Source organism: Providencia sp. PROV189, assembly GCF_028480065.1.
GTDB lineage: Bacteria > Pseudomonadota > Gammaproteobacteria > Enterobacterales > Enterobacteriaceae > Providencia > Providencia stuartii.
In genome coordinates this window covers 51,942-64,011 of sequence record NZ_JAMPOG010000016.1, presented here as the reverse complement: position 1 = coordinate 64,011, position 12,070 = coordinate 51,942, and the positions used below count along the sequence as shown (strand labels likewise).

The 12,070-nt window shown below is 40.6% G+C and carries 12 protein-coding genes; all 12 read left to right on the top strand.

Features of this window, described 5'->3' with window-relative positions:
• On the top strand, window positions 1-244 hold a 244-nt coding region (locus PR833_RS11650; protein ID WP_272526140.1), incomplete at its 5' end, for a transposase.
• Between the two features lie 135 nt (window positions 245-379).
• Window positions 380-1,243 (top strand): TIGR04255 family protein, encoded by an 864-nt coding sequence (locus tag PR833_RS11645; RefSeq protein WP_014657906.1) that lies wholly within the window; start codon window positions 380-382, stop codon window positions 1,241-1,243.
• A 14-nt stretch (window positions 1,244-1,257) separates the two neighbouring features.
• Window positions 1,258-1,887 (top strand): hypothetical protein, encoded by a 630-nt coding sequence (locus tag PR833_RS11640; protein WP_041705235.1) that lies wholly within the window; start codon window positions 1,258-1,260, stop codon window positions 1,885-1,887.
• Window positions 1,880-2,743, top strand: coding sequence for a hypothetical protein (locus PR833_RS11635; protein ID WP_014657908.1), 864 nt, complete (start codon window positions 1,880-1,882; stop codon window positions 2,741-2,743). The genes PR833_RS11640 and PR833_RS11635 overlap by 8 nt, the downstream gene beginning before the upstream one ends.
• A gap of 223 nt (window positions 2,744-2,966) precedes the next feature.
• A complete protein-coding gene (locus PR833_RS11630; RefSeq protein ID WP_105874200.1) occupies window positions 2,967-3,545 on the top strand; it encodes a zinc ribbon domain-containing protein in 579 nt (192 codons plus the stop codon).
• A 118-nt stretch (window positions 3,546-3,663) separates the two neighbouring features.
• Window positions 3,664-4,158 carry a hypothetical protein gene (locus PR833_RS11625; RefSeq protein WP_272526139.1) on the top strand — a complete coding sequence of 165 codons (495 nt, stop codon included), beginning with the start codon at window positions 3,664-3,666 and terminating at the stop codon, window positions 4,156-4,158.
• Window positions 4,159-4,257: 99 nt separating this feature from the next.
• Complete coding sequence (locus PR833_RS11620; protein ID WP_272526138.1) at window positions 4,258-7,599, top strand: tape measure protein; 3,342 nt, start codon at window positions 4,258-4,260, stop codon at window positions 7,597-7,599.
• A complete protein-coding gene (locus PR833_RS11615) occupies window positions 7,599-8,222 on the top strand; it encodes a hypothetical protein (protein WP_272526137.1) in 624 nt (207 codons plus the stop codon). The genes PR833_RS11620 and PR833_RS11615 overlap by 1 nt, the downstream gene beginning before the upstream one ends.
• Window positions 8,223-8,254: 32 nt before the next feature.
• Window positions 8,255-8,737 (top strand): hypothetical protein, encoded by a 483-nt coding sequence (locus PR833_RS11610; protein ID WP_150376477.1) that lies wholly within the window; start codon window positions 8,255-8,257, stop codon window positions 8,735-8,737.
• On the top strand, window positions 8,734-9,201 hold the full coding sequence (locus PR833_RS11605; RefSeq protein ID WP_432212335.1) for a DUF1833 family protein: 468 nt from the start codon (window positions 8,734-8,736) through the stop codon (window positions 9,199-9,201). Before PR833_RS11610 ends, PR833_RS11605 begins: the two co-directional genes overlap by 4 nt.
• Window positions 9,201-9,593: an NlpC/P60 family protein gene (locus PR833_RS11600; protein ID WP_036943377.1), complete on the top strand. Its 393-nt coding sequence runs from the start codon at window positions 9,201-9,203 to the stop codon at window positions 9,591-9,593. The genes PR833_RS11605 and PR833_RS11600 overlap by 1 nt, the downstream gene beginning before the upstream one ends.
• Window positions 9,580-12,054 carry a host specificity factor TipJ family phage tail protein gene (locus PR833_RS11595; protein ID WP_272526135.1) on the top strand — a complete coding sequence of 825 codons (2,475 nt, stop codon included), beginning with the start codon at window positions 9,580-9,582 and terminating at the stop codon, window positions 12,052-12,054. The genes PR833_RS11600 and PR833_RS11595 overlap by 14 nt, the downstream gene beginning before the upstream one ends.
• Window positions 12,055-12,070 lie beyond the last annotated feature (16 nt).

Sequence of the window (12,070 nt, the reverse complement as noted above, 5' to 3'; positions counted from 1 at the left end):
AAGTGATTTTAAGCATTACAGAATCAACCACAGCACTCAGTTTGTCGACAAAAAAGACCGGCAAAATCACATCAATGGCATTGAGAATTTTTGGAACCAAGCGAAGCGTCACATGCGCAAATTTAACGGTATTCCGAAGGCTCATTTTGAGCTGTATTTAAAGGAATGTGAGTGGCGATTTAACACACCTAGTGCAAAACAACAATTAACTATTCTAAAACAGATAGTTAAAGGTAAAATTTAAACCTTATCTAGGACAGTCCCTTAATTTTAACGGCTGATAACAGATCTAAAAAGATAGGTTGTGGATTTTTTTATTGAATACACAAAGATAAAAAGATACATTATTGTATAATTGACTGTCAATTTAGGGCTAAAGATGACGAAATATATTTTAAAAAACTCTCCTTTGGTTATGGTGCTTTTAGATCTAAGATTCAGCACTATCTTAGATGAAATACTAGACAAGGGTATTAGTGAATTTAAAATGGCATTGTATAAGCTTGGGTATACAATGCAAGAAGAGACGATGATTAATAGCGTTGATGCTAGTCCTAGCAAAGTTCAAGGGTTTGAATTTAAAATGGACACGAAAAAAAGATGGGATTTTATAACTATTAATAGAGATGCAGGTGTCATTTTAACTGATTCAAGTTTATGTTTGCGTGTTACAAACTATGAATCTTTTGAAAATTTTCAAAGCGACTGGATAAAAGTATTAAGATCCTTTTTAAATTGCTTTCCTGATGCAGTAAATGCTGGAATGAAAAGGATTGGTTTAAGATATGTGGATGTATTCTTTCCTCACAAAGGCCGTCCATATTCTGACTTAATATCCGAAAAGTTTCTGAGTGAAAATCAAAGAAATTTAAGCAAGGATAAAGATTCACTTCATTTTAATATTCATAGACAGGATACAAAGCATGGGACCCTTAACGCTACTCTAGAAGAGAGATATCCAATAAACGGGGCATTCAATATTTTTCCTGAAAATTTAATGGAGCCAGACCCGCTAAGTATGACTGTACCACAAAAGCCATTTTGGGAAGAGAATGCAACATTAGGTAAATATGCGATTCTAGACATAGATCATGCGTGGAAATGTAAAGAGCAAACAATAAACCTATCAGAAGAGAATATACTGGAAAAATTAACTAGCTTGCATAGTGATAGCTCATCTCTATTTTGGGGTTATTTGAGTGAGTTTGCAGATGCTACTTGGGAAAAACACTCAATTTCTTGATGTTTGGAGGAAGAATGATAATCCAATCAAATTCATGCAAAAATGGGCTGGTTACATCTATAATTGGTGTAGGTGCAATCATTTTGTCTTCATCAATTTCTGCTGGTGAATTAGAAAATAATTATAGTCACATATCTGTAGAGGTAGCCAATAAAAACACAAAGTGGAATAGGCTGATTCAAGCAGAAAGTGGCAGTTTTACCCCTATATATTCCAAGGACACTGATGAATCAACCTTGAGTACGTCAGAAATGATTGCTAATGTTTTCTCTAACCTAGGGGTTAGAGTTTCAGACTTAGAAGATGTTTTGAAAGTAAAAAGAGCCACCTTGTATAACTGGAAGAATGATGGTGATGTAAAATCAGATGAGAATATAAAAAGGTTAAAATTAGTACACGCAATAGCAAGTGAAATTAGTGAGTTTAGCGTTAAGCCTTTTGGTCGTTTGGCTAAAACACATTTGTATCATGGAAAAAGCTATTTAGACAGATTAAGTGAGGAGCAATTAGATACCAAATTAATTATTGATCACGCCAAAATATTGAGTGATATAGTTGCTGCAAGAAAGAGTGCAGGTAAAAAAACAGCTCATGCTATGAATGATATAGTGAATATATCAGGAGAATTTGCACCTTATGAGTGAGGTTGACGACTTACGATCTAGCATTCTGAGTAATGGCTGGCGACAAGGAAGTGTAATTGATTATCATACACTTAAAGAATCTGCGGAGAAGTTCGGCAGCAATATAGATAGCTCTATCTTAGATGTAGAGGAAAAGGGGGAGTATTACGTTATTGTTATAAGTATGAGTTGTGATGTTGTTTATGGCGATTGTAATGCTCTTCCCACAGTTGAATGCTACATAAGTCATGTAAAAAATGGAACTGCAAACAACGAGAAAATAGCTAACCCAAGGAAAATGGTATTGAACCATAATGAGAGGAAGCTAGAGCTAGATATGGCAAAAAAAATATTTATTGATAGAAGAATACTATCGACAGTGAGTCCAGACTCTCAGTTGGAAGATAGTGCTATTAATTCTGTTATTAGGTGGACAGTCGCTCAATATAACAGGCTAGGATTACCTGAATCACTAGTGTGCAGGATAGGTTGTGTGTTAAGGGATCGGGATTTTTTTCGTTGGCTTTCTAAAAACGCAAATATCATTGAGGGTATATTTATCGAATTATCAACTCTAAAAGAGCTCAATGATAAAGAGATTTATGAAATTGGATTTGTTTGTTTAGTTGATTTTGCAGAGCAAGAAGTCATTGAACTAGATGAATTAGAAGAAGAATTCAATGATGTGTTTTTAACAAAATTGAGTGGAATTAAAACCATTAAGCTACTGAATAATACGGATTATAATAGACAATATATAAGTGCCGTGATGACAACTGAAGACTTTACGTATGATATGCTTAAAAGATTTCGTCGTTATCCGTTAGACCATTTTTCGTTAGATTCTGATAAAAATAAAAAACTGATAGTAGCTTGATATTATATTTGTTTACCAACCCACTCCGGTGGGTTTTTTGTTGCCTGAATTTCTCAACTTATTGATATAGTTTGATTATAACGAATCGTGAGAATTGATAGCCCGTCCTTGGGCTTGTAATCCAGATCACACACCACGCCTCTTAACTGAGGTCTTTTGCTTTGTTTTGCGTCACCCTCGGGATATCATAAGATAAATTAATAAAAACTGAGGTGAGGGCTACATGAAAGGTTTTGGATGGGTATTGCTTGTTATAGGTATTTTGGCAGCATTTGCCGCTTTTAACATGGATGTCAGCGTGGCAACTAGCTATGGAAATCGCGTTAACAATATCGGGCTAATGGCGCAAAGACAAAATTTTGTATTGATAAGCTGCTTTATCATGCTTTGCGGTTTGCTAATGGTAATCTTCGGGGGCAGAAAGTCTAGTAATTCTAATTCTGTAAAATGCCCATACTGTGCTGAATTTATTAGCAATGAAGCCATCAAGTGTAAACATTGCGGAAGTGACTTGTTGGAATATAAAGCCAATAAAGCTGTTAGAGATGCAAATGCAAAAAATAAGTTTAGTGCTATTAACTACGATCAAAGAGAATTATTTGTAATATGTAATGGTAAGGCATCAATATGTGATGATAAATTACTTAAACTTATTAATAGGATTAAGGATGAGAATCCTGAAGTAACAGGAGATGCCTTATTAAAAATGCAGAAATTCAACATATCAACTATCGAATCGTTTTTGCCGAAAGAAATTAAAAAAGAATTTAAAGATAAGGTTGAGAAGTTGATTTTAAGCTAATCATGTTTTTATTAAAAAATAGACCACTTTCGGGTGGTTTTTTACACCTAATGTTTGCTAGGAATTGCACCAATGATTAGCTACCATGAATTAAACGAACTAACCGATAGGTAATATAGTGAAAAGAACATTAGCAGCAATAGCGCTGGCTGTATTGATTACAGGCTGTGACAGCAAACCAGATGCCCCATTCGGCTTGAAGTGGGGGCAGACTATTGATGAAGTCAAAAAGACGGCATCTAATGAATTCGAATGTGAGGTTGGCGATAGAATAACTATCTGTGTCGATGGGTTTGCTACAATGGAATTCCCTAGCATGCAGTCAGTAATGTATTATTTTGCTAAAAATGAAGGGCTGGTTCAAATAGATTTGAGAAGCAAGGCTTTCGATAAAGGAGCTAATGAAGCAACTGAGTCAATCAATGATTTTAGTAAGATAAGTGAGTTGATAAAAAAAGACTATAATCCAAAAAGTGAAGAGCAGCTAAACGACAAAGAAAACCTATTTAGATTTAATGGCTATACAATGTCAGTTAAAGTTGATGATTCAGGGCTAAGGAGTGACGTTTACCCTATATCTCAAGTGATAATATCATATAAATATGACAAGTAAGTAATACATAAACTCTCAACCCTGCCAATTGGTGGGGTTTTTATTTTAGCTAAAGGCCTCGTCGCGTTGACGGGGCTTTCTTTTTTCTAGGAGAAAGAAATGTCAACGAATTTGGGCGAAATAGTATACGACGTATCACTCGATGTTCAGCAGCTTTTAACTTCACAGAGAACTCTAGAACAGAGGCTCAATAGAATGGAAGCAAGCTTTAACAATGCTAGCACTGCAATAGATCGCACAAACAAGGCGATGCTATCTCTATCTAAAGTGGCAGTAGCGTTAACAAGTTATCTGTCTGTTCAGTCTGTAGCCGACTACGCAGAAGCATGGACAACATTAAACAACAAACTCTCTAACTCGATTAGAGAGGGGGAGTCTTTAGTTGATGTCACTGAGCGAATATTTAATATTTCTCAAACAACTCGCTCAAGTTTAGATGCGACAGCAACTCTATACGCTCGCTTAGAAAGAGGAACAAGACAGTACAACACGTCAGCTCAAGATCTAGCTAAACTCACGACAATAATCAATCAGGGGTTTATTGTTTCCGGAGCAACCGCGCAAGAGGCGGAGAACGCCATTATTCAGCTGTCGCAAGGCATTGCTTCTGGCGTGCTGAGAGGAGAAGAATTTAACTCAGTTGCAGAGCAAGGAAGCAGGCTAATGGTTGCCCTTGCTGATTCAATGGGGGTTTCCATTGGGCAGTTAAGGAAAATGGCAGCAGAGGGGAAGCTGACGACAGATGTCGTTGTCAATGGCCTTTTATCTCAAGGTGACTCAATCGGTAAGGAGTTCGCAAATACAACTCAGACGATGTCTCAAGCAATGCAAGAGGCTGGGAATAACATCACAAAGTTTTTTGGAGAGTCATCAACAATAAAGTCATTTGTGAGTGTATTCAATGATTCTGTTGTAACAGTAAGTGAAAACCTGAGCGCATTGGCTGGCGTATTAACGTTGCTAGCATCAGTGCTAGGCAGTAGGTTTGCTGGCGCACTAGCGATGGCAGCAAAAGGGAAAATACAAGCAGCTATAGAATCAAGAAATTTAGCCATAGCGGAACACAGGCTTGCATCATCAGCAGAATTAACAGCCGCTGCAAATTTAAGAGCAGCGTCAGTAGCTAAAACAAGAGCGCTAGATGAAGTTAAGCTAGCGCAACAAATGAGAGCAACTGCAACAACAACCGATCAAGTTGCAGCAGCAGAAGCTAGGCTGTCGGCAGCAAGAAGAAACGCTGCTCCAATAGTAAATAGGTACAACAGATTGTTATCTGAGCATAGATTAGCCCAAGCGGAAGCGGCTGCGGCGGCGTCAAGGGCTAGCATTACGATTGGCGGCGTGCTGAGAGGTGCGCTTGGGTTGGTTGGTGGGCCAGTAGGATTTGCAGTTTTGGCGGCGTCAGGCTTGTTCTATTTTAGCCAAAAGGCTCAGGAAGCTAGAGATAGTGCGAATAGCCTAGCGGACGGAGTAAACGGGCTTATCCAAAAATTCAAAGAGATGACGCGAGCTCAAATTGGAGAAGAGATAGGTAAAGCAAACAAACAAATACCAGAGTTGGAAAAATCACTAAAAGAAGCTCAGGAGCGGTTTGATAAACTCATAGTTAAAATAGAGGGTTACAACAGAGAAATCAAAAGGTTTGAGTTAAGCAGCAGAAGAGGAAGGGAGGCATCTGAGGCTCTAAATATCGTTTTGAATGATCAGAAAATTGCTGCGGGTGAGCTTGAAAGGGCACAACAAAGGTTATCTCAAGCCAAAAACTTTGTAACTATAGCAACAGCAAAATTCAATGGCGAACTAAGAGAAGGTGCTGAACTATTATCTTATGAAGCTAAAACTCTACTACCTAGTGGAAGTGCTGCGCTAAGACAGTATGGCGTAGATTTGGAGAAAGCCACAAGAAGCAAGCAAAAATTCAATTCTCAAAGCTTGATGCTGGATTATGGCGGCGAAAAAGGGGAGGAGTTAAAAAAGAAAATAGAGAGGGATTTGGCTTTATCTAAGCTTGATGGGGAGGCGAAAGTTGAACTTCAAGTCAGGTTCGCCGCTGAAGATGCTGGTATGACAAGCGAACCAGCAATTCAGGATCTGATAGATAAAGAAAAAGAAAAATATAGGAATGAAAAGAAAAAAAGAGAAACCATAAAAGACACAAAAAAAGCGGCTAGTGCAGCGGCTAAAGAAGCCACTGAAGCTGAGAAATTACAGAAAAAGATTGCTGATTTAGCAAATGCAACAAAAGTTGCTGAACTGGAAACTAAAGGATTATCTCGTGAAGCTGCAATCTTGGAGGCTGTTCAATCTTTAGGCTCTAAGGCATCTGAAAAGCAAATTAAGGAAATATCTGAGCTTGCTGGAAAGGAGTTCGACTTGAAACAGGCCATCAAAGATAGGGAGGATGCTTACAAGCAAAATTTAGGACTCCAAGCTGCAAGAGAGCAGAAGTTAGCATTAGAGCAACTAGATAGGCAACTTAACGCTAATCTAGTCACGGAGGAGCAATATCAGAAACGTCGAGCTGAAATAAATGCGGAATACTCTAAGAAGATTGCAGAGGAAAACGCCAAATCAGTCATAACACCTACGCAAGAAATGGCAGGTCAGTTAGACCCTGTTCAACGATTAGCTAATGAGAACGCTCAAAAACTCGCCTTAATCCAAGAGTATGTTAATCAAAAAGTTCTTACTGAAGAGCAAGGCTTAGCATTAATGAATGCTGCTAATAGAGAATATGAGCAGTCTAGATTTGATGCAATGTGGGGGCTTTGGAAGGGTCAGAATGATTTAAACAACCTCATGGGAACTGCGATAGATTCATTGAGCAGCGGAACAGCAACGGCGGTTTCGGCTATGTTATCTGGAACGCAATCGGCTGGTGACGCTATGCGTAACTTGGCTAACACAGCCTTGAACGCGATGGTACAGCAATTAATGCAAATGGCAGTTCAGGCGCTAATTACCAGAACAATACTAGGTACTTTTATGGGCGGACTGGGTGCTATTCCTAATATAGCCAGCGTAGCAAGTAGCGTTACATCACTGTCTAATATTGGTGGCATGGGTATGCCTACTGATTTTAGAAGCTATGGCGGAGGTCGTTACAATGGCGGATCAGTAAACCCAAATAGTTACTATCGTTTTGGTGAGGGCGGTAAGCCAGAGATTTTACGGACAAGTTCTGGGAAAAACTATCTCTTGCCTGGTGAGGGTGGGAAAGTAATTCCTAACAAAGACTTGCAAGGAGGCGGTAGCCTTCCTCCGATTATCAATGTTTATCAACAAGCCTCTGGTGCAACAGTTGATGTATCCACTGAGAAAGGTTTAAATGAACAAGATGTAATTAATATTGTTGTCCGCAGCATTGCAGAGGGAAGAGAAGTAAGCGGAGCAATGGCGACTTACCATAATGCAAGCAGGAAAGCTCTAGGAGGTTTTTAGTGTCATCACTAATTTTTTATATTCAAGAGGATATGGCTTTTATTGCCATGGATACATTAGCAGTTACAGCAGAAGGCAATCCTTATCTATTCACTAATAAATTCACATACCTCCAGACCCTAAATACTGTTATCTGTGGGTTAGGGCTTGGTGGATTCGGGTCTGAATGGGCTGAAAATGTAAACAGAAACATGAGGGTCGCTGATATAGAGCACTTGAATTATTTATCAGAGGAAGAGCTTAGAAAATTATATGCGGAGTATTGCCAAAGGTATAACTTATCAGGTACTGAGAGCTCAACTATTTATCACATAGGATATTCACAAGAAGAAGCTAAAATGGTTGCTTTCGCCTTTAGATCACTTAATAGCTTTAAGTGCGAAAGGCTTCCATATGGAACGGCAGTTAAACCAGAGTGTGAGATTTTAGAAGGTAACCTAATCGAGAATATTCCGACCATGATGCAAATGCAGCGAGACATCCAAAAAAATCAACCTGAAGATAGTCGCATTTATATAGGTGGTGAGGTGAGAGCTATTCACTTGGAAAAAGATAAAGCCACATATTACAATCTTGGTGAGTTTAATGACTACCAAGAAAACAAGCGCTATATATTTGGATAACCCGCTACGGCGGGTTTTTTAATGGATATCACATGGAAATAATCGACTACCCTGAATGGTTCCCGTTACCACAAAAAGCGGATAAGAACATGACGTTTGACACTGGGTTTCGAACGGACCAGCCTCAAGTTGGGGCACCGATATTCCAGAAGCTAACGGATGACATTAAAACGGTTTGGAATGTTAAATGGATATTCCAACTAGGTGAAGAAAGGGCTTTTCAGCAATGGTTGAGAAGCCCTAATTATTTGGATAACTGTACTAAGTGGTTCAGGATGCCGATTAATCTTGGTGGTTCTGGGCTGCAACCACAGGAGCTTCACTTTGTTAGTTATCCAGTGCAAACGTCGATTAATGGCAGCGTAGTAACTTGGACGGGCTCGGTTATCTGTCGCAAGCTGTTTAATGAAGATGACGAGTTTGGCGATTTAATTGTTGAGATACCGCCAAGTGATTGGGGCTTGCTCGATATCGTCGTCACTGAGCGATTACCACGATGCAAGGGGGGAGAATGAAGTTAAGAGAGTACCGAGCGCAAAGACCGATGCGCACATTCTACGAGACCATTCAATTCTACCACTCATCATTCGGAAACATTCATTTAGTCAGCTTGCAAATAGAGCCTAAAGTTTTAGGCGGCGTTGAGTATCAGCCGTGTAACTTCGAGCTAGCAGAGAGCCAGCAGAGTAAAACGCCGATTATCGATGCGTCGGTTAAGTTTAGCCGAGTCGCGCAGGACTTTAAGCAGCAGCTCAAGTTATGGCGGTCAAATACTCGAATGAAGCCAATTATCGCAACGTTCAGGTTATTTGACTCAGCCGACAAAGATAATCCGATAAGCGAGTGGTCGCTGTACGTGAAAGACTGCTCACTTGATGCCGAATCGGTCACTGTCACGCTGTCGATGAATAACCCGCTGAATAAGAACGTTGGGCGTATTTACACGATGGAAGAGTTCACAGGCTTGGAGACGGTTTAATGACGAAATTAGAGTTTATTAATCTGATGATAGGCAAGCCGTGGAAGAATCGGGCGTGTACGTTTGAGGCGTGTGATTGCTGGGGCTTAGTGGTCTTATATTTTAGGTACGTACTGGGTACGGAAATTCATCATGATGCTGGCTACGAATCGGACCATGATTTTGTAACTTGCTATGAGAATGAAGTCGAATTCTGGCAACGTACCGACCACCCAGTAGATGACGGGATATTCATTGGTTATCGCGGCTCTCAGCCAGCTCACATCGGGTTAATTATCGATGGCAATGCATTCCATAGTCGCGGCGAGAATGGGGCTGTAAGAATGGATAGGCTCATTGTGCTTGAGAAGAAATTCACGAAATTGGAGTTTATGAAATATGCCGATAGTTGAAATTCAACGAATAGCGGGAACACCTAAAGAAAGGGTCGATTTAACAGTCGGCTCTTTTTTTTATAGCGATTTTCTAGTGCATCAGCAGTTGCATAGCGATGTTCTGATTATCGTTAACGGTCGTGAGTTGCAAGAAGATGACGAGTTAGATTTCGAGATAACACCAACTCACTTTATTCAAGTGTTCGACCAACCAAAGAGCGTCATTGGCGATATTCTGAACCCAGTGTTTAACCTTGTCACGAAAGTATTCTCGTTTCTTGCGCCTAAAACACCGTCATTTTCTGTGGCTGAGTCGAATGTTAAAGATAGCCCGAATAACCGGCTCACAGGGCAAACGAACGTTGCTCGGGCATACCAAGCAAGACCAGAAATTCACGGTCAAGTAAGGGCGTTCCCTGACCTCATTCAGCAATCGATGTTTGAGTATAACAACAACCTCAAGACAGTAACCGAGTGGCTAAACATCGGTATTGGTGAGTATAAAACGGAAAGCATCCGATTTGCTGAGTCTGATTTCACGGCGATGGCAGGTGCGAGCTACAAGATATACAAGCCAAAAGAGGTCATCCCACTGATTAACGAAGGTTTCGAGTTTCCTGATATCGACGGTCAAGAATTACCGGGGCCTAACGAAAGCAAGGATATCCCGCAGCAAACCGCAACCGCTAACGAAGTGGTTTCAGGTGAGATAAAAGGCGGTGAGGCTGCGATTAAAATCGTTAAGCAAGATGAGTTTGAATACTTCTACGAACTGACAAAGCCGCGCTCTATCTCAATGACAGTGAATGTGAGCTACGACACGCCGCAGGGCTCTGTAACTAAAGATGTGAAAATTGACGCTCAATTAGTTGATGCAAAAGAGAGTGACGATGGCTCATTAATTAACCCTGTTGAGTATTACGAATTCTTCTTTACTAACCTAAGCGGAACTGATTTAGCGCAACTTCCACCTAATGCAGTAGTGAACACAACGAAATTCATTCTGTATGACAATCAGTTTTTAACAGTGGGCCCGTTCTTTTCCCCTGTTGATGGTGACCAAATGTGGATCCACTTACAAGCGCAACTTGGTGGAGGTGATAACTGCAATGCAACTGTCGAAATCTGGAAGGTAAATGCGGATAACGAGGAGATAGCTGGCACTCGTCAAAGTTTCAATACTGCACTAAGCGCTAACAACGGCGCGCGAGTTTATTACAAAACAGACAAAGTAACTCTTAATTCAGGGCGTGGCCGTTACGCTGTGCAGCTCACTCGTCGCAATAACAGCAGCGACCAGAGCATCATGAAAATCGAAAACGCTCACATTGTCCGAGTTCGTGAGAATGTCGTTTTTGAGAATGACACGATTGTTAATGTGTCAGTAAGAGCCACCGAAGCGCCAACAGGAGCAAGAGAGCGCAAGTATAATTTATTGGCCACGCGCATGGTTATTTCGTATGACCGAGCATCAAAGCAAGTTGATTATACGCTCAGGCCATCGCGGAGTTTTGCTGATGCAGTGCTGCATACATGGTTAATTACTGCTGGCGAAAGTGAGAAAAATATCGATATCGACGGGCTGTATCGGATTTACGATAGCTTGCCTGATGAGCGCCTAGGGTATTTCGACTACACATTTGACGATGAGGATATTTCCCTTGGTCAACGCATCGAAACTATCTGTAATGCTGCGAGAGTAACTGCTTATTTCGATAATGCAGTCCTTACTTTTTCCCGCGAACAGTCCAGTGAATTCCCAATGACCACATTCAACCGTTCTAACATCACAGGTAACGACATGAAAATTTCCTATGACATGTCGATGCCAAGTGGGTATGACGGAATTGAACTTGAATATGTCGAACCGGTTCGCAACAAGAAAGACTATATCCGATTTCGAGTTGATGAAAATGGCATTACGGAAGGGTTATCACGCACGCCGAATAAGATTGTTTTGCAGGGTTGCCGAAATCGCTACCAAGCAATGGATAGGGCGCTGTTAGAAGCTAATCGACTCATTCACCAACGGACAAGTATCAGTCTGACAACTCTTGCAGATGGCGGGAATGTGTACCCGTCAGACATGGTGCTGATAGCCGATACTTACGACTCAAATCAGCAAGCAGGTTACATAACTGAGAGAAAGGGAGAGGTATTCACAACCAGTGAGAAAATCAAATTTGATGAGGAAATGTGGGTGTATCTCACTGACTCGATGGGTTACACAACACAGAAGTTCAAAGCAGAGCCTAGACAAGATACTGAGTTCGGCTTTATCGCAAGTGTGCCAGAAGATATTGAGCTCAATTTCTATGATGGATATCGAGTGCAGTCACCATCGCGGTACGTTATCGCAACGTCAGTGGAAACTGAAAGCATCAAATGGGTGATAACCGATAAACGCCCACTCGGTGGCGAACGCTACACAATAACAGCAACTGAATATTTCGACGCAAAAGCAGACTATAACGCATAACGGCAAAATTAGGAGA

Bases quoted from the DNA above. Each gene is read 5' to 3' on its own strand.
- PR833_RS11630 (WP_105874200.1), top strand. From the start codon at position 2,967: ATGAAAGGTTTTGGATGGGTATTGCTTGTTATAGGTATTTTGGCAGCA.
- PR833_RS11645 (WP_014657906.1), top strand. From the start codon at position 380: ATGACGAAATATATTTTAAAAAACTCTCCTTTGGTTATGGTGCTTTTA.
- PR833_RS11600 (WP_036943377.1), top strand. From the start codon at position 9,201: ATGACGAAATTAGAGTTTATTAATCTGATGATAGGCAAGCCGTGGAAG.
- PR833_RS11605 (WP_432212335.1), top strand. From the start codon at position 8,734: ATGAAGTTAAGAGAGTACCGAGCGCAAAGACCGATGCGCACATTCTAC.
- PR833_RS11620 (WP_272526138.1), top strand. From the start codon at position 4,258: ATGTCAACGAATTTGGGCGAAATAGTATACGACGTATCACTCGATGTT.
- PR833_RS11610 (WP_150376477.1), top strand. From the start codon at position 8,255: ATGGAAATAATCGACTACCCTGAATGGTTCCCGTTACCACAAAAAGCG.
- PR833_RS11640 (WP_041705235.1), top strand. From the start codon at position 1,258: ATGATAATCCAATCAAATTCATGCAAAAATGGGCTGGTTACATCTATA.
- PR833_RS11635 (WP_014657908.1), top strand. From the start codon at position 1,880: ATGAGTGAGGTTGACGACTTACGATCTAGCATTCTGAGTAATGGCTGG.
- PR833_RS11595 (WP_272526135.1), top strand. From the start codon at position 9,580: ATGCCGATAGTTGAAATTCAACGAATAGCGGGAACACCTAAAGAAAGG.